Annotated in this window: 17 protein-coding genes; 6 read left to right on the top strand and 11 right to left on the bottom strand. The window is 65.6% G+C overall.

The features are described 5' to 3' along the window. Positions 1-106 precede the first annotated feature (106 nt). The 5 genes from AB0J47_RS34250 to dnaK form a co-directional block, all read right to left on the bottom strand. Complete coding sequence (locus AB0J47_RS34250) at positions 107-1,276, bottom strand: FAD-binding oxidoreductase (protein ID WP_364355870.1); 1,170 nt, start codon at positions 1,274-1,276, stop codon at positions 107-109. Positions 1,277-1,920: 644 nt separating this feature from the next. Beyond that, complete coding sequence (locus tag AB0J47_RS34255) at positions 1,921-2,322, bottom strand: helix-turn-helix transcriptional regulator (RefSeq protein WP_364355873.1); 402 nt, start codon at positions 2,320-2,322, stop codon at positions 1,921-1,923. Continuing rightward, positions 2,322-3,485 (bottom strand): molecular chaperone DnaJ, encoded by a 1,164-nt coding sequence (dnaJ, locus tag AB0J47_RS34260; protein WP_364355876.1) that lies wholly within the window; start codon positions 3,483-3,485, stop codon positions 2,322-2,324. The genes AB0J47_RS34255 and dnaJ overlap by 1 nt, the downstream gene beginning before the upstream one ends. 24 nt (positions 3,486-3,509) lie before the next feature. Continuing rightward, positions 3,510-4,196 carry a nucleotide exchange factor GrpE gene (gene grpE / locus AB0J47_RS34265; RefSeq protein WP_364355879.1) on the bottom strand — a complete coding sequence of 229 codons (687 nt, stop codon included), beginning with the start codon at positions 4,194-4,196 and terminating at the stop codon, positions 3,510-3,512. Continuing rightward, on the bottom strand, positions 4,193-6,040 hold the full coding sequence (dnaK, locus tag AB0J47_RS34270) for a molecular chaperone DnaK (protein ID WP_364355882.1): 1,848 nt from the start codon (positions 6,038-6,040) through the stop codon (positions 4,193-4,195). The genes grpE and dnaK overlap by 4 nt, the downstream gene beginning before the upstream one ends. A gap of 404 nt (positions 6,041-6,444) precedes the next feature. On the opposite strand from dnaK, the gene AB0J47_RS34275 reads away from it, so the two are divergent. After that, entirely contained in the window at positions 6,445-8,136 is a 1,692-nt protein-coding gene (locus AB0J47_RS34275) for an FAD-binding oxidoreductase (protein WP_364355885.1), read from the top strand. Positions 8,137-8,138: 2 nt separating this feature from the next. Here AB0J47_RS34275 and AB0J47_RS34280 read toward each other — a convergent pair whose 3' ends face one another. Then, on the bottom strand, positions 8,139-8,624 hold the full coding sequence (locus tag AB0J47_RS34280) for a MarR family winged helix-turn-helix transcriptional regulator (protein WP_364355888.1): 486 nt from the start codon (positions 8,622-8,624) through the stop codon (positions 8,139-8,141). Between the two features lie 116 nt (positions 8,625-8,740). Here AB0J47_RS34280 and AB0J47_RS34285 point away from each other — a divergent pair, with 116 nt between their 5' ends. From AB0J47_RS34285 to AB0J47_RS34295, 3 genes are all read left to right on the top strand, one after another. Then, complete coding sequence (locus AB0J47_RS34285; RefSeq protein ID WP_364355891.1) at positions 8,741-10,450, top strand: MFS transporter; 1,710 nt, start codon at positions 8,741-8,743, stop codon at positions 10,448-10,450. 1 nt (position 10,451) lies between these two features. Then, positions 10,452-10,748, top strand: a complete 297-nt coding sequence (locus AB0J47_RS34290) for a hypothetical protein (protein WP_364355894.1) — start codon at positions 10,452-10,454, stop codon at positions 10,746-10,748. A gap of 223 nt (positions 10,749-10,971) precedes the next feature. After that, the gene (locus AB0J47_RS34295) at positions 10,972-12,132 is read left to right on the top strand and encodes a zinc-binding dehydrogenase (RefSeq protein ID WP_364355897.1); all 1,161 of its coding nucleotides are present in this window, start codon (positions 10,972-10,974) and stop codon (positions 12,130-12,132) included. A 3-nt stretch (positions 12,133-12,135) separates the two neighbouring features. On the opposite strand, the gene AB0J47_RS34300 is transcribed toward AB0J47_RS34295, so the two are convergent. Next, entirely contained in the window at positions 12,136-12,747 is a 612-nt protein-coding gene (locus AB0J47_RS34300) for an NUDIX hydrolase (protein WP_364355900.1), read from the bottom strand. A gap of 66 nt (positions 12,748-12,813) precedes the next feature. Between AB0J47_RS34300 and AB0J47_RS34305 the strand changes: the two genes are divergently transcribed. Continuing rightward, positions 12,814-13,086 carry an XRE family transcriptional regulator gene (locus AB0J47_RS34305; protein ID WP_364355903.1) on the top strand — a complete coding sequence of 91 codons (273 nt, stop codon included), beginning with the start codon at positions 12,814-12,816 and terminating at the stop codon, positions 13,084-13,086. A 3-nt stretch (positions 13,087-13,089) separates the two neighbouring features. Here the strand turns inward: AB0J47_RS34305 and AB0J47_RS34310 are convergent, their stop codons facing one another. Then, positions 13,090-13,731, bottom strand: coding sequence for an endonuclease (locus tag AB0J47_RS34310; RefSeq protein WP_364355906.1), 642 nt, complete (start codon positions 13,729-13,731; stop codon positions 13,090-13,092). Positions 13,732-13,792: 61 nt separating this feature from the next. Beyond that, positions 13,793-14,077, bottom strand: a complete 285-nt coding sequence (locus AB0J47_RS34315; RefSeq protein WP_364355909.1) for a hypothetical protein — start codon at positions 14,075-14,077, stop codon at positions 13,793-13,795. Positions 14,078-14,127: 50 nt separating this feature from the next. On the opposite strand from AB0J47_RS34315, the gene AB0J47_RS34320 reads away from it, so the two are divergent. Then, on the top strand, positions 14,128-14,424 hold the full coding sequence (locus AB0J47_RS34320) for a TetR family transcriptional regulator C-terminal domain-containing protein (protein ID WP_364355912.1): 297 nt from the start codon (positions 14,128-14,130) through the stop codon (positions 14,422-14,424). A gap of 75 nt (positions 14,425-14,499) precedes the next feature. On the opposite strand, the gene AB0J47_RS34325 is transcribed toward AB0J47_RS34320, so the two are convergent. After that, complete coding sequence (locus AB0J47_RS34325) at positions 14,500-16,062, bottom strand: dynamin family protein (protein ID WP_364355915.1); 1,563 nt, start codon at positions 16,060-16,062, stop codon at positions 14,500-14,502. Next, positions 16,059-17,924: a dynamin family protein gene (locus AB0J47_RS34330; RefSeq protein ID WP_364355918.1), complete on the bottom strand. Its 1,866-nt coding sequence runs from the start codon at positions 17,922-17,924 to the stop codon at positions 16,059-16,061. Before AB0J47_RS34330 ends, AB0J47_RS34325 begins: the two co-directional genes overlap by 4 nt. Positions 17,925-17,946 lie beyond the last annotated feature (22 nt).

Raw genomic sequence — 17,946 nt, forward strand, 5'->3', positions numbered from 1 at the left:
CGTCCGAGCCGTCGAAGCGCATGCGACGAAGTCGCGAGTCTCGACGGCTCGGACGCGAGACACCAGGGGGCCGCGAACACGCCGCGCCGCAGGCGCGGCCAAAAACTCAGAACAGCGGATCGTGACGGATGTTCTTGGTTTGCGTGCCTGCTGCCATGAGTCGGAACTTGGTGGTCTGCACCATCGAGGGTGATCCGACTATCTGCACATCCCGGTCGGACCAGGAACTGTAGCTCGCGACGACCTTGCCGATCTGACCGGTCAACCGAGCTTCCAGTCCTGGCCAGGTGTGCTCCGGTTCGCCGGAATCCAGGTACCACCATGGATTTTCATCGCTCTCGGTGACCGGCGTGACGGTGAGCCATTTATTGGCGGTGGCCAGGTGGCTCAGGATCTCGAGATCGTAGAGGTCACAGGGGTGATGGCCGCCGACGAACAGGTGCACCCGCGGATTGACGCGCCGCTGTGCCATCGCCATGAGCTGGGCGCGCAGGGGTGCGATGCCGGTACCGCAACCGACCATCAGCATTTTGCGTTTCACATTGCGTGGTATGCCGAGTCCGCCGAGCGGTGAGCCGAGCAGCCACTGGTCTCCGATATTGGTGTGGCCGACGATGGCTGGGCTGACCCAGCCGCCGAGCACTCCGCGGATGTGGAATTCGATCTCCCCGTTCGCATTCGCGGGCACCGCTGGGGACAGATAGCGCCACATGCGCGGCCGGGCCGGGATCTGCACGCTGATGTACTGGCCCGCCGCGTATTGCATCGGCTGATTCAATTGCAGCCGTACTACGGCAAGATTGCGCAGCACCTCGCGTCGCTCGACGACGGTCCCGCTCCAGACCGGCGGCGTCGATTCCTGTTCGGCCGCGCCGATCATGGTGTCGCCGATGATCTTCAGGCCCTCGTCCCAGGCTCGGTCGACCTCGTCGGTCCACATCTCGGTGCCCGCGAAAATCCGCATCGCGGACTTCAACGAGGTCGCCACGGCGTTGTAATGCGCGGCCTGCACCCCGTACTTGCGGTGATCGCGCCCGAGTTGGGCGAGGAATGGCAATAACTCATTGGGCTCTTCCAGCCGATCCAACGCATAGGAGATGGCTTTGACCAATCTGTCACGCTGGGAATCCATCGCCGCGGGGAAGAAATCCCGGATGGCGGGATAGTCCGTGAACAGGATCGCGTAGAACGAACTGGCTAGCTTGGCCGAACCCCCCTCCTCCGCAGCAACCGCCTTGAAGGTCGTTCTTATCAATGCGACGGTCCGCGAATCCATTTGTGTCACAACCCCTTTTGCACTCGAACACAAACCTGTGCCGGCGAGTGAGGTGCTGCGGGACACTCGACAGCAGCCGATGCGAACGAGTGTATGCGAGGTTTGCCAGCTACGGAATCAGTCGCATAAACATCACGCATGTAATTCCCTCGAAACGAGGCTCCGCACCACGAAAACCCTTGAAAACAAACCGAAAGAACGAACACGACGGCGAAATCCGTCATATAACCACCGAATTCGGAAGGCCCGGTTTGCAAATTTCATCCCAGTCGGGATCTTGGAGCGATCGCGCGGCAACCCGCGATACGGGTGCGCCCATCCGGCTCAGGCAAACCGCGAGCGCCCGCAGACCCGGCGACCGACGGAATCGACGAGCGGATCCGGCACATAGTTTGCTGAATCAAGGGCCACAGCAAACTTCACAGCTCGGCACATCACCAGCAATCCTCTCGAACCGCGTGCCGAACCCATCGGCTGCCGAACCGATTGTCGGGTAACGAATCCCGAGTCCGGAGTTTGCTCGAGCACTGCCGGCAGTTATTCGAGGCCTCGACCCGATATGCGCAAAGGAAATTTACTTATCCGCGCGAATGACAAAGGCTCCGGGGTCGGCGGAAACCGATTCCCGGAGCCTTTCGCGCTTATCAGCGCCTATTGCGCGGCTTCCACACCACCAGTGCGGTACTGCGTTGCGGCGGCGTTAGATCGGGGCGATACCCCGCACGCAGCCGGTCCAGCTCGGCCGACATCTCGGCGACGCGCTGTTGCAGTTCCTCGACCTGATTGGTGAGTTCGATGATGCGCTTGATGCCCGCCAGGTTGACGCCCTCGTCCTGGGATAGCCGCTGCACCTCGCGGAGCAGTTCGACGTCCCGTGCCGAATAACGTCGACCGCCACCCGAAGTCCGTTGCGGTGTAACCAGTCCGAGACGGTCATACGTACGCAGTGTCTGCGCGTGCATTCCCGCCAACTGGGCCGCCACTGAGATCATGAAGAACTCCGCCCGCGACGCCCCACTGGCTGCCTGCTTCGGATTATCGGACATCACGCACCTGCCCATCCCGCACGTGGATCGAACCCACTGGTCTTCTCCGCCTCCGCATAGCGCTTGAGCGCCTCGGCGGCATTGTCGTCCAGCTTCTGCGGCACGGCCACCTTGACGGTGACGAGCAGATCACCCGCCCCGCCGCCGGGACCGCGCTTGGGCACGCCACGTCCGCGCACCCGCAGGATGCGACCGTCCGCGGTGCCCGCAGGCACCTTGACGCCGACGCGCCCTTCCAGCGTGGGCACGGAAACCGTTGTGCCCAACACCAATTCACTGTAACTGACCGGCAGCACCAGGGTCAGATCGTCGCCGTTGCGGCCGAAGACCTTGTCCTGGCTGACGTGCACGGTGACATAGAGATCACCCGAGGGCGCACCACGCAGTCCGGCCTCGCCCTGTCCGGCCAGCCGGATCTTCTGCCCATCGCTGACACCCGGGGGAATCCGCACCGTAATGGTGCGGGTCCGATTCTGGATGCCGCTGCCGTGGCAGTCGACGCACGGATCATCGATGATCGAACCGGTACCACGGCATTCGTCGCACGGCTCGCTGAAGCCGAACGCGCCCTGGTTGCGGCTGATCACGCCGTTTCCATTGCAGACGGGGCAGACTCGTGGACTTGTCCCCGGCTTGGCGCCGCTGCCGTGACAGGTCGTACACGGCGACGGACTGGTCATCCGCAGCGGAACCGTGACACCTTGCGCTGCCTCGCGGAAGCCGAGGGTCGTCTCGGTCTCCACATCGGCGCCGCGGCGCGGGCGGCGCGCGGTGCGCGTGCCGCCCCGGTTGAACAGGCCGCCGAGCAGGTCACCGAGGCCACCGTCGCCGGCATTCGCCTGACCGAAGATGTCGCCGATGTTGAAGTCCTGCGAGAAGCCGCCGCCCGCACCGGGAGTGAAACCACCACGCCCGTATCCGCCACCGGCGAACAGCTTTCGGGTCTCGTCGTATTCCTTGCGCTTGGCCGGATCCGACAGCACGGCATGCGCCTCGCTGACGGTTTTGAACCGCTCCTCGGCCTTGGTATCGCCGGGATTGGCATCCGGATGCAGGTCACGTGCGAGCTTGCGGTACGCCTTCTTGATCTCGTCCTGTGAGGCGCTGGAGGAGACACCCAGTTCCTTGTAGAAGTCCTTTTCGATCCACTCCCGTTGGCTCACCGGGCATCTCCTCCTCTCGGGTTCTTATTGGTTGTTCGCATTGGCATCAGCATCCGATGCCTCTTCTTCGACCAGATCGGCCACGCCATCGGTTACCCCGACCAGCGCGTGCCGAAGCACTCGATCGCCGAACCGATAGCCCTTGCGCATGACAAGGCCGATCACCGGATCGTGGCCGGAGCCCTCGTGCTGCACGGCCTCGTGCAGGGTCGGGTCGAAAGGCTCACCCTCCGTACCGAACTCCTGCAGACCCTGCTTGTGCAGCGCGTCGGCGAGCTTATCCGCGACCGACTTGAGCGGTCCGGTATCGAGATCGCCGTGCGCCCGCGCACGATCGAGATCGTCGAGTACGCCGAGCAAATCGGAGACCACGGCCGCCTTGGCGGAATCGATGGTGGCCTGCCGGTCCCGCTCGACCCGACGCCGGTAGTTGGCGTATTCGGCGGTCAGCCGCTGCAAGTCGGCGGTGCGCTCGGCCAGCTCCTTGGTGATGGCCTCGGCCAGGATCTCGGCGCCCCCATCGGAACCGATGATGGGTTCGGTGCCGTTCCCGGCTTCGGGACCGGGCCCGGCGGCGGACTGTTCTGCCGCCGGTTCCCGGATTTCACCGGCCTGAGCCGTCTGGTCGCTCCGCTGGCTCCGCTCCTGCGGATCGATCTTGCGGTTGTCGACGAAGGTGATCGGCTCCTGTTCGGAGTTTCCCTCGCTCACTTCTTCTCCGTGTCGACCGGCTCGTCCACGACCTCGGCATCCACGACCTGGTCATCGTTGGCGGAGCTCGCCGCGCCATTGCCGGACGCGGCCTGCTCGGCGGCCGATGCCTCGTAGATCGCCTGACCCAACGCCTGCGATTCGGTCGCGAGCTTCTCCACCGCGGACTTCACGGCCGCGATATCGGTGCCCTTGAGCGCCTCGTTGGCCTCGGAGATGGCCGCCTCGACCTTGGTCTTGACGTCCGCGGGGACCTTGTCCTCGTTGTCCTTGATGAACTTCTCGGTCTGGTGCACCAGCGACTCGGCCTGGTTGCGGGTCTCGGCCTCCTCACGGCGGGCCTTGTCCTCGGCGGCGTGCGCCTCGGCATCCTTGACCATCCGGTCGATCTCCTCCTTGGACAGGCCGGAGCCGTCCTGGATCTTGATCGTGTTCTCCTTGCCGGTGCCCTTGTCCTTCGCGGTCACGTGCACGATGCCGTTGGCGTCGATATCGAAGGTGACCTCGATCTGCGGCACACCGCGCGGGGCCGGCGGAATGCCGGTCAGCTCGAAGGAGCCGAGCAGCTTGTTGTGCGAGGCGATCTCGCGCTCACCCTGGAACACCTGGATCTGCACCGATGGCTGGTTGTCATCGGCGGTGGTGAAGGTCTCCGAGCGCTTGGTCGGGATGGTGGTGTTGCGCTCGATGAGCTTGGTCATCACGCCGCCCTTGGTCTCGATACCCAGCGACAGCGGGGTGACATCGAGCAGCAGGACGTCCTTGACCTCACCCTTGAGCACACCGGCCTGCAGGGCGGCGCCGACGGCGACGACCTCGTCCGGGTTCACGCCCTTGTTGGGCTCCTTGCCGCCGGTCAGCTCGCGGACCAGGTCCGAGACGGCGGGCATACGGGTCGAGCCACCGACGAGCACGACGTGGTCGATATCGGCGACATTGATACCCGCGTCCTTGATCACGGACTGGAACGGCGCGCGAGTGCGGTCGAGCAGGTCCGAGGTGATCTTCTGGAATTCGGCGCGGGTCAGCTGCTCGTCGAGGAAGAGCGGGTTCTTGTCGGCGTCGACGGTGATGTAGGGCAGGTTGATCGAGGTGCTCTGCGAGGAGCTCAGCTCGATCTTGGCCTTCTCAGCCGCCTCACGCAGGCGCTGCATGGCCATCTTGTCCTTGGTCAGGTCGATGCCCGCACTGGCCTTGAACTTGTCGACCAGCCAGCTCACGACGCGCTCGTCCCAGTCGTCACCACCGAGGTGGTTGTCACCGGAGGTGGCGCGGACCTCGACGACGCCCTCGCCGATTTCTAGCAGCGAGACGTCGAAGGTGCCGCCACCGAGGTCGAAGACCAGGATGGTCTGTTCCTTGTCGCCCTTGTCCAGGCCGTACGCGAGTGCGGCCGCGGTGGGCTCGTTGACGATGCGCAGCACGTTCAGACCGGCGATCTGACCGGCCTCCTTGGTGGCCTGACGCTGCGAGTCCTCGAAGTACGCGGGCACGGTGATGACCGCGTCGGTGATCTCCTCGCCCAGGTAGGACTCGGCGTCACGCTTCAGCTTCATCAGCACGCGCGCGCTGATCTCCTGCGCGGTGTACTTCTTGTCGTCGATGGCCACCGACCAATCGGTGCCGATGTGGCGCTTGACCGAGCGGATGGTGCGGTCGACGTTGGTGACCGCCTGGTTCTTGGCGGGCTGACCCGTCAGAACCTCTCCGTTCTTGGCGAACGCGACGATCGATGGGGTGGTGCGCGAGCCTTCAGAGTTCGCGACGACGACCGGCTCGCCGCCTTCGAGAACGGCGACGACCGAGTTCGTGGTCCCGAGGTCGATTCCGACCGCACGAGCCATGGTGGTTCCTCCTAGTTGGTGTAACTACTTGTGTCGGTGCTGGGTATTCGCGGTTTTCGGGCGCTCTACCCGCTCTGCGACATCCGCTCGGGACAACCGAGTCGGGTGCCACGAGACCTCGCCCCAAGCACCTCACGGAGCACGGTCCCAGCAACGCTGAGCGTGGTCGGCTCAATCCTGCACCCATTCGACACCGGGCGTCAACTGAAACTTGAGCCGATCACACTCAATGTTGTCGAACAGCTCAACCGACGGCCCACGCGGTCTATTCCCGATTCGGGGAGAACGGGGTGTCGCCCGCCATTCTCGTCAGGCCCGAGAGCGCGAGCCGGTTGACCACTTCTGATCAACAGTCGCTGGATCCGCCCCGTGCAGGTTGCCCGTGCATCCGGCGGTCCACGAGGATGGCGGCGACGGTGGTGCCGATCGCCGTCGATCCCCCGAGAGGAGTGGAAGTGTCGACGAAGACGCGGTCGTGGTGGGGCTGGGGGAATGTCGAGGATGCGGTCGTCGGCGCGGAGCTGACGGCGCTGACCGCGCGGGTCGCGGCGATGCTGCCCGGTGCGGATCTCACACCACACGAACCGCCGTCGATCGAATCGCTCGGGCTTCCCGAACCACGAGTGACCGCGCCGGATTCGCTCGCCGAGTCGGTGTCGGCGGATCCGGCCGATCGAGCCGCGCACGCGCACGGTCAGGCATTTCGCGATGTGGTGCGCAATCTGCTCGGCGAGGTGCGCAATGCGCCGGATCTGGTCGTTCGGCCGCGCACGGAAAGCGAGATCGTCGATGTGCTCGACTGGGCGGCCGGGGCGAATATCGCGGTAATCCCATTCGGTGGTGGCACTTCCGTGGTGGGCGGGGTCGAGCCGAGATTGCCCAGCCGAGCCGCATCCGCTGCGCCGAGCGCTGCCGGGCCAGACGAATTCGCGGGGGCGATCAGTCTGGACCTCGGCCGTCTCGATCGGGTGCTCGAGATCGATCGCACCAGCCGAGCGGCGCGAATTCAGGCCGGAGTCCTCGGTCCGGCGCTGGAGGATCAACTGCGCGGCGCGAATCTGACGCTGCGGCATTTTCCGCAGTCGTTCGAATTCTCCACGCTCGGCGGCTGGCTGGCCACCAGGGCCGGTGGACATTTCGCGACGCTGTACACCCATATCGATGATCTGGTCGAGTCGATGCGGGTGGTGACGCCAACGGGCACAAGCGAATCGAGGCGGCTGCCCGGTTCGGGGGCGGGGCCGTCGCCGGACCGGATGTTCCTCGGATCCGAGGGGACACTCGGAATAATCACCGAGGCGTGGATGCGCTTACAGGACCGGCCACGTTGGCGCGCAACGGCTTCCGCGCACTTCGACGAATACGCCCAAGCGGTAGCCGCGACCAGGGCCATCGCCCAATCCGGCCTGTACCCGACCAACTGCCGGCTGCTCGATCCGGCCGAGGCATTTCTCAATGCCGGTGCCGCGACGAGCGGCGGCGTGCTGGTACTCGGATTCGAATCCGCCGATCATCCGACGCGCACCTGGCTGGAACGCGCACTCGAGCTGGTCGCCGACCACGGCGGCACCCTTCCCGAACCCGCGCGCTACACCGAATCCACCGAGCACCGAGGAGGTTCGGGCGCGGCCGACACCTGGCGTTCGTCGTTCTTGCGGATGCCCTATCAGCGCGATGCCCTCGCCGCCCAGTCGATGATCGCCGAAACCTTCGAAACCGCCTGCACCTGGGATAAATTCGACAATCTGAAGACAGCGGTGACCGAGGCCGCGAACGCGGCTATCCGATCAGTCGGCGCTACCGGCGTGGTGACCTGCCGCTTCACCCATGTGTATCCGGACGGTCCGGCACCTTATTTCGGCATCTACGCCGCCGGTCGCTGGGGCAACACGCTAGCGCAGTGGGATGACATCAAAGCGGCTGTCTCCGAGGCACTCTCGGCCGCGGGCGGGACCATCACGCACCATCACGCGGTGGGCCGGGACCACCGACCCTGGTACGACCGCCAGCGTCCCGACCCGTTCGCGAATGCGCTGCGGGCCGCCAAATCCGCGCTGGATCCGGCCGGAATCCTCAATCCCGGCGTGCTGATCTGAGCTCAGCACTTGTCCGCTTGGCGGGCCAAGCCCGGATGGATGCCGGGGATCAGTCCGTTCGCCGCCGCGGTGCGCTGCAGTAGGTCGACCAGGGTGGCGCGCTCGTCCGGATCGAGCGCAGCCGTGATGTCCGCATTCAATCCGGTCACGATCTCCTCGGCCCGGGTGAGTAGCTCATGCGCCGCGGGCAGTAGGTAGACGGCGTGCGCGCGCCGGTCCGTCGGATGTTTGCGCCGCTCGACGAGTCCGCGCTTCTCCAGTTCGTCCACCAGCCCGACCATCACATTGCGATGGATCCGCTGCGCCTCGCACAACTGTTGCTGCGATTGGCCGTCATTGGCACGCAAGATCCGCAGCGTGCCGTAGTGGCGCGGACTGATGCCCAGCGGAGCGAGCAGGTCGGCGAAGCGCTGAGCGACATGGAATCCGAGCTGGCCGAACAGGAAGGCAGGGTGCTCGGACAGCGGCACGAAGGTCGGATCGGTCACACATCGAGCATACCGCGGTCAATGCACTCTTAGTGATTGCACACTTGATTGATAATCACTTCATGTGCATAGTTTGAAGTGTCGCCCTACTCCACCGATTCGAAAAGAGCCTGCTCGTGGATACCGACATTTCCCCAGGCGCGGATGCGCCCCCACAACTCGACCCGCGCCGCTGGATCGCCTTCGCGGTCGTGCTCGCCGCGGGCTTCATGGATCTGCTCGACGTCACCATCGTCAATGTCGCGGTGCCGAGCATTCAGACCGATCTGGGCGCCCAGTATTCGCAGATCGAATGGATCATCTCGGCCTACGTGCTCGCCTTCGCCGCGGTACTGATCACCGGCGGACGGCTCGGCGATATCTACGGCCGCAAGCGCATCTTCCTGATCGGCATGACCGGATTCACGCTGGCCTCGGCCGCCTGCGGCTTCAGCTCGGACCCGACCATGCTGATCACCTCCCGGTTCGTCCAAGGCGCGATGGCGGCGCTGATGGTTCCGCAGATCCTCGCCATCATCCGTGCCACCTTCCCGCAGCAGGAACGCGCCAAGGCCATCGCCATCTACAGCGGAGTCGGCGGCTCGGCCTCGGCGGTCGGACTGTCACTCGGCGGACTGCTGGTGCAATGGAATCTGTTCGATCTGGACTGGCGACCGATCTTCCTGGTCAATGTGCCGGTCGGGATCGCGGCGCTCATCGCCGCGACCATCGTCATGCGGGATTCGCGCTCGGCGGCCGCACCACGACTGGATCCCATCGGCATGGTGCTGGCGATCTCCGCGGTACTCCTGCTGGCCTATCCGCTCACCGAGGGCCGCCGATTGGGTTGGCCCGCATGGACTTTCATCATGATGGCGAGCACCGCGGTCATCTTCGGCGCATTCGTCGCCTTCGAGCGACGGCGGGCGCGGACCGTCGGATCACCGCTGATCGATCTGGAGCTGTTCCGGTCCCGTCCGTTCACCGTCGGCCTCGCTAGTTGGCTACTGTTCTGGATCGGGCTCGGCGGGTTCTTCCTGATCTGGACGCTGTTCATGCAGGCCGGGCTGGGCTGGTCGGCGATGCGGGCCGGGCTCACGGCGGTCTTCTTCGCGGTCGGCGCAGGCATCGGGGCCGGAGTTTCGGTGAGCGTGCTCGCGCCGCGGCTCGGGCGGATCGTGCTGGTCGCCGGTGGTGTGGTGAATGCCGGTGGATTCGCGCTGTACGGATGGCTGGCCGCGCATTACGGTGCGTCGATCGCGTCGTGGCAGATGGTGATTCCACTGATCATCACAGGTGCCGGATTCGGCATGGTGGTCGCACCGACCATCGACCTGCTGCTCGGTCAGGTGCCCGCGCGTGAGGCGGGGGCGGCGTCCGGGCTGCTCAATACCGGTCAGCAGCTCGGCACCGCGCTCGGTGTCGCATTGGTCGGCGTGGCGTTCTTCGGTCAGCTGGACCATGATTCGGCACGCGGGGTCGAGGCGGTCACGCCGCAGGTGCGCACCGAACTCTCGACGATCGGTCTTCCGGAACCGGTACAGGACCAGATCATCGCGAATTTCGTTGCCTGCGTTCGTGATCGGTCGGCGCAGATCGATCCTACGGCCGTCCCGGACAGTTGCCAGAGCTCCGATGCGGCCAATTACGCTGTGACACAGGTGCTCACCGATGCGGGCGAACGGGCCAATGCGGTGAATTTCGCCAACACCTTCCGCTACACGCTGTGGTACGGGATCGGCCTGCTGGCCATCATGTGCCTCGGCTTCCTCGTACTCCCCAGGAGTGCACGGCTCGAGCAGCACGAAATCGACGATCCTCTGGAACTGGTACCGACGGGAGTCTGAGTTGAAAGTACTTGCTATCGGCCGTCGCCCGGAGATTGTGGACACCGCGACCAAGTTGTTGCGCGCCAATGGTTTTGCAGCCGTGGGTGTCGTCGCCGACGCCGAAGCGTTTCGGGTACTCGATACCGGCGAGATCACCGATCTGATCATCGGCGGCGGCGTGGAACCGGATTCGCGTGCGGCACTGAAGCAGAAGGCCGCCGACCAGCACATCACCGTGCACGAGGCCGAGCGCGGCGGGCGCGGTATCGAGGAATACCTGAACGAAGTGGTCATTGCGATGCTGGAGCGTCAGTAGTAGCGGGATGGCGGCTCCCCCGTCCCCGGGGAGCCGCCATCCCGTGCCGACGTCACCCGACCCCCTGGGCCCCCTTCCACATGCCGCGAAGCCGAGGCACTCGCACAGGCAACTGTCTGATCCAGACGTGCGATTTTCGCTGGATTCGACGTACGCGGCAGTAGGGTGGCGGCAAAGGGAAGCTTCGAGCCCACCGCGCGCCGCCGATCCGAGGAGTTCGTCAATGAGGGCCGCCGTCGTCACCAATACCAAGTTTTCGGTGGAGGAGTTGCCGACACCGACGCCCGGGCGTGGGCAGGTGCTGATCAATGTGTCGCGATGTGGCATTTGCGGGTCCGACCTGCATGCTCGCGCCCATGCCGACGAGATGGCCGAATTGGCCGCACGCACCGGATACGACCAATTCATGCGCGCGGAGCAGAGTGTGGTGCTCGGACATGAATTCAGCGGCGAGATAGTCGATTACGGGCCGGGCTGCCGCAAACGCTGGCGGACGGGCACGCCCGTGGTGGCACTGCCGATCGTGCGCCACGACGGTGCACCGCAGCTGACCGGGCTCTCGACGGCCGCGCCAGGTGCATATGCCGAGCAGGTGGTGGTGCAAGAGTCCATGACAATGCCGATCCCCAACGGAGTTTCGGCCGAACATGCCGCACTCACCGAGCCGATGGCCGTCGCCTGGCACGCGGTGCGCAAGGGGCGGGTCGGCAAGGGGCAGACGGCTTTCGTAATCGGCTGCGGCCCTATCGGTTTGGCCGTTATAAGCATGCTGAAGGCGGCTGGCGTGCGCACCGTTGTCGCCAGTGACTTCTCACCACGTCGCCGCGAACTCGCCGTCGGCTGCGGCGCCGATATCGTCGTCGATCCCGCGACCGAATCCCCTTGGGCAGCAGCGCCGAAGCGCGGGCGGATCAATGGTGTCACCGACATTCTCAGCCTCGGTTTCGACACCATGGAACGGCTGCGCCGCGTCCCGAATCTGCCGTGGTGGTACGTCTTCCGGCTGGCGCATTCGCTCAATGCGGGTCCGGCGGGCCCGGCAATCTTCGAATGCGTTGGTGTGCCGGGCATTATCGATCAGATCCTGATGGCCGCGCCGCCGCTGTCGCGCGTGGTCGTGGTCGGCGTCTGCATGGAGACCGACCGCTTCCAACCGGCGATGGCCATCAACAAGGAGATCGAACTCCGCTTCGCCTTCGGCTACGACCCCGGTGAATTCCGCGACGCGCTGCATATGATCGCCGACGGGAAGGTCGACCCGGCTCGCTTGATCACCGGCACCGTCGGGCTGGATGGTATCGATAATGCGTTCAGCGCGCTGGCCGATCCGGAACAGCACGCGAAGATCCTGATCGACCCGGCCAGTACCGCGACGACGCCCTGAAGCTCAGCCGAGGTGGCGGTCGCGGTCAGGCTGCCGATCGAGCCACGAGGGCGTGGCGGTGTCCGGGTAGCTGAGCGCGGGTGCGCCGTGTTCGAGGTAGGCGGCGTGGCCCTCCATCCGGGCACGGAAGGCCTGCCAGATGCGGCGCGACGGCTCGGGTCCGGCGAAGGTGTCCACGGTGTCGACGCGGACCCACTGCCAGCGGTCCAGTTTCGCCCGCAGTTGGATGACCGATTCGTCGCCGAGTTCGCCGCAGTCGAAGATGTAGCGGATTTTGTCGCCGGCGGGTTTCTGCTCCCAGTCGTGCACGAGCAATCGGCACGGCGGGCGGTCGAGGCCGAGTTCTTCGCGGATCGCGCGACGACAGGCCGCTGCCGGTGATTCGCCCCGCGCGACAATGCCGCCCGGAATGTCCCAAGCGCCCCGATCGTCCGGATGGACCAGCAGCACGTCCTCGCTGCGCACGAATAGCGCTCCCGCGGCCAGTCTCACCTGGGCGAATGGTTTCGCGTCGCGGTCCGACATCACCTCACGACCTTCCTTCGCCGGGTCCGGAAATACGCGGGTTCGGCGGAGTTGCCGCCGTTTGGCCGCACCTGCTGCGACGATGGGCACGGTCTCTCCACTTGTACACCAGCAGCGCGCATACGTCCTCGAACAGCTCGAGAAGGTGGGCTAAGCATGGCCGAGAAGATCTTCGACATCGTGTGGGATGCGATCGATGACATCCGGGGTGACGTCGAGAATATGCGGCTGCGGTCGCAGTTGATATTCGAACTGACCGACCGGATCGCGGCCGAAGGCTGGAGTCCGGAGGCCGCCGCCGAGCACCTAGACGTCACCACCGCGCGGATCTCCGACCTGCTGGGCGGCCGAACGCAGCTGTTCAGCCTGGACGCGCTGGTCAATATGATCGCCGCGGCCGGTCTCCGGGTGCGGATGCTGATCACCTGAGCCTCAGCTCGCGGCGAGCACCTCATCGGCGATCTGGCGGTCCAATGTGACGCGGACCAGCGCTGCGGCCAGATCGGCGGTGTGGTTTTCCGGCGCGAGTTCGGCCAGGCGGTCCGGATCTTTCGGGAGTCGGACGCGTTCGGCGCCGCTCAGCGCGCGTTCGTCGAAATGCGGTCGGGCCCAGGTCCATACGTCCTGGACTTCACGCAGGAAGATATCGCTGCCGGTCGGTCCGATGCCCTGGAACTGTTGCAGCAGTTCGGCGGCACGGGACGGATAGTGCTCGGCTTCGTCGGCGAGTTTGCGCAGATCGCCGCCGTAGCGGTCCAGCACGCGCGACGCGTTCGCACCCAAGCGCGACGCCGTACTTTCGTCATACCGCTTGTAATGGGCGCGCCCCAGTGCGTCGACCAGTTCCTGCCAGTCGGCGTCCGCGACCCGCTTCGGGGTGCGATATCCGCTGCTCACCAGCTCCTTGCCCGCCGCGACGGCGATATCGGCGGAGATCCGGGTGCTGAGCAATTCGGCGAGCATGAGGAGTTGGAATAGTGGAGCGGGTTTATCGGCCAAATTGATACCGGCCTCGGCCGCGTAGCCCGTGCCCGCCCGGTCCAGCAAAGCGTTCACCACATCTTTTTGAGTCATCGCATGCTCCTGGGTTCGGATATCCGGGGCGTACCCATGGGTCGCGGGTCCACACCCGGGACTACACCGCGTAATCCTTGGCGACGACCGTGCGGGCGACCTTCTGCGGCGCACCGCCGATCAGTCCCCGCCACGGCAGATACGGCAGCAGGCGGACATTGAGATTGCGCATGCGGATCATCGAATTACTCGGCGGCGCATACCACTTGCCGACGCCCTCGGCGAAGGTCTGGCAGGCCCGCACCATCGGGAGCATTTCCGCGCGGTAGCGGGCGAAGGCGATGGTGTGATCACCACCCGCGGCCGCGAGTTCACCGGCCAGAATGTATGCACCGACCAGCGACAACTCCGCGCCCTTCGACTGCGCTGCAACGTTTCGAAGCGAACTGGACGGCGGTGCTCGAATCGATTGCCGAGCACCGCGGCCTCTGGTCGGCGACCTTCGACATCCTTACCCAATCGGGTCAGGACGAGGCGACCCGCGAACAGTTGGCGGCAAGTCTCGACGAAGCTCGCCGTGGGTTGGCCCGGCTCTTCGAGGGCATCGCTGAATCCGATACCAGCGGCGGGCGCGCAATCGGGTCCCTCTACCAGGCGCTACTGACGGGGCTTGCCGCCCAGGTGCTGATCGATCCGGACCACGCGCCGTCCGGAAAGGACCTGGCTGCCGCCTTGCACCGAATCACCAGCTGAAATGGTGGCTGCGGGAGCGACCATTCGACTCGCCTCGATGAACTGAACCGCCATTCGACTCAGCTCGGTGCGGGACTATTCCGGCAGCAGGCTCAAAGTTCCTTCGGCGCTGCGAGCTGCGGTGAGGCAGGCGGTTGTGGTGAACTGATCGGCAAGCGGGTGGCGGGCACGGGCACGCCATTTGCGCACGGCGGCCATGGCCTGGGAGCGCTGGACTGCGGGGTCGGTGCCGAAGGGCAAGCCGAGTCGCAGATGCGGGGCGACGCCGGAGCCGCCGATCAGGCGGTGCAGTTCGGCGAGATCCGCTGCGGGCAGGGCCAATTCATCGGTGCGCAGGCGACCGAGCAGGCGGAGTTCAGCGAAACCGTGCACGTCGGCGAGCAGGGTGCGAACTCTGGGTAGCAGCTGATCGGCGGAGGTGCCAGGGTATGCGGTGAGCACACGCGCCAGGGCGGTGAGGGCCGAGTGAGCCTTGAGTTGATCGGCGCGCTGGCCGAATTGGACGTCGAGGACCGAGCGGAGTTCGTCCACGCCGCTGCGGTTGGTCAATTCCGCTGCCAGCGCAGCGGAGTCGCGCACGCCGAGGCGGATCAGTGTGACCGCCATGCGAATTCCGAAGAGGCCGAAACGTGCCGCGAGCTGGGCGCGGAGTTCGGGCGGGACCGGGAGTGGAATATCAGCGCGCGCGAAACGATCTGCCGAGAGCAAAGCGGCGCTCAACTCCTCGACCGGGACCCGGGCCAGCGCCTCGAAGGCAGCGAATTCCTGCTGACGCAGCGTTGCCGCGGCGAATGCGAGCAGACCGGCGACCGGAATTACCGCCTGACACAGTCCCGTTCGCTCCAACTCACCAGCGAAACGTGCTGCGACGTCGCGGGCGGAGTGCAGGGCATCGATCCGGCCCGCGCCGATCTCGTCGGCACGCGAGACCACACCGATAACCCCCAGCGGACCCGAAATGCCCTGCGCGCCAGCAGTTCCGGCACCGACCTGTTCGAGGAACCGGACATCGGCATCATCGAGCCGACGCAGCAGATAGACCACGGCGTCCGCGCCCGGAGCCGATACGGCCGCCGCGCCGTGCTCGCCGTCGGCATCACCGGGGGTAAGCAGTCGCGCGGTGCGCAGTGACACCTCCCGCGACAGCGACGATGTCCCCGGGGTGTCGATGATGGTGGTGTTCGCCAGTGCGGCGGCGGGCCACTCGACCTCGAGATGGTCGACCTCGCGCGGTCCCGGCGCATTCCAGTTCAGTCGTTCCAGATCGAAGGTGAGCCCGTGCGTGCCGCTGCCGCGGCGCACCACCACATTCGCCGTCGAGCCGTCGGGTGCATAAGCCGTGACGCTCGGGGTCGAGCCGTTGCGGTACCAGGTGACCACGCGCGTGCATTCGGTCGCGTCGGTCGGAGCGATATCCTGACCGACCAGGGAGTTGAGCAAGGTCGACTTGCCCGCCTTCAACGAACCCGCCAGCGCCACTCGCAGCGGCTGATCCAGGCGGCGCGCACAGTCGGCCAACAGCGCACGCGGTCGCGGCTCACGGGGAAATGCCTGTCTGGCCGCGGCGACCAGCTGATGCGCCTCGGCGACAATGCCGGGCGAACGCCGAACATCATGCCGGGTCACGTCTCTTCTCACGGGGTTACCGTACCGGCGGCCCCTTTCCGCGGCGCGGCGATGGCCGGTTGCATAGCATCCGCATAGCGTCGCAGCTCGGCGACCATGTGCAGTTGCCGGTCGAGCACCGCGCAGCGCTCGGTGCGGCGGGCCGTTTCCATATTCGCCGCCTCCTGCGCGGCCCGCAGCGAATCGTCGATGGAGCGCAGGCTGCGTTCGGCGACACCGGTGTAGTGATCGCGCAACGCCCGATGGATGCGGTGCAGGCGGTCCTTGGATTCCTTGCCCGCCTGGAAAGCGACGTCGTCGATGAAACGCCGGATGGCGACCTTGGCCTCGTTGCGGCGGCGGGCCAGTCTGGCCTGCTTGTCATCGCGGAAAGCCTTGCCGCCCACCAGGACACCGGCACCGATCGAGATCGGATTGAGCATCGCCAACCCAGCGAAGGTGGTCGCGAGCCCGACCATCAACACGCCACCGTATGAGCCGCGCATGCCGATCAGAATCTTGCTGCCGAAGCCGATATCGGGCTCCAGATCGGCGAGGGTGCCCCCGCCCGCGCGGCTGTCCTCAGTGTGCAGGCCGGAGCTGACATCCGGCAGTTCGACCATGCCGATCTCGGTGAAATGCTCGGCGACCCGCTCGGCGAGTTCCACGGCGCGGGTATGCGTCCACAACAGGTTGTCGCCCAGCGCGGTGTCGATATCGCCGGTGAGCCATTCGGCAATCCGGTCCCAATGGCGGCCCGGATCGTGCTCATCGATCCATTCCTCACCCGTTCTGGCGATCTCGCGCAGACGCTCGCGCAGATCGTGATCGACATCGCCGGCCAGGTCGGTGATGCCGTCGGAGAGGGTCAACTGCCAGGCCGAGGTGCGCCGATGCAGATCCTCGGCGGTGGTCTTCGCCAACTGCAGCTCGCGCACCGCCATCGCGCCCTGGCGGGGATCGCGCAGCGCGACCAGTTCACTGCCGAGCGCGAGCGCCAAATGCTCTGCGGCCGACTGGATGTCGTGCGCCACCGCGACCAGGGTCGCGGCTTGGTCGCGGGCCACCACCTGTTCACGCAGGAACTGGTACAGCACACCGAAGCCCGATTCGACGCCGAGCTGCTGGTCCTGCAGCAGCATCGCGTGCCTGCGCAGTACCGCGGAAACCGGGATGATCGGCACCTCGACCCGGGCTCGGCCCAGATGACCCTGATCTGCCTCGTGCACTTGGCGCCAATGCGGATACAGGTCGATCTTGGTGAGCAGCAATGCGGTGGTCGGGCACAGTTCGCGGACCTGCCGGAGGAAGGTCAGCTCCGGTTCGGTGAGTTCGGTGGAGGCATCCGAAAGCACCAGAACCGCGTCAGCGGTCGCGACCAGGCCGAGTACGCCTGCCGCATAACCACTTCCGTGTCCGCCAACGCCGGGGGTGTCCACCAGGACTATGCCGTCGGCGAGGAGCGGATTCGGAAGTTGGATCTCGATGCGCAGCACCCGACGACCGTGGGCCTGCGGTGTGTGGACGGTGATCATGCCGATCTCGTCGACCGGTACCGGAACGCGCGCCTCCTCGGTTCCGCTCGGACCGGCCAGCACCAGTTCGGCATACGGTTCGGGGCCGTGCGAGAGCAAGGTGGGGACCGCGGTAGTCGCGTCATCGCCGACCGGGCAGATCTCGAGATTCAACAGGGCATTGACGAAGCAGCTCTTGCCCTGACCGAGGTGTCCGACGATCACGATGCGGCGACGCGGATCGCGGACCCGGTCGGCCGCCATTTCCAGGCGACCGACCAGATCATTGCGACCCGCGGCGCGCGCCGCGGCGATGGTTTCACCCAATACCGTCAGCATCGGTACCGCGGGCGGTTGAGCATTCACTGCGGGTGTCCCCATCGAACCTCTTTCGTACGAATAT

The sequence above is a fragment of the Nocardia sp. NPDC049737 genome, from assembly GCF_040674755.1.
GTDB lineage: Bacteria > Actinomycetota > Actinomycetes > Mycobacteriales > Mycobacteriaceae > Nocardia.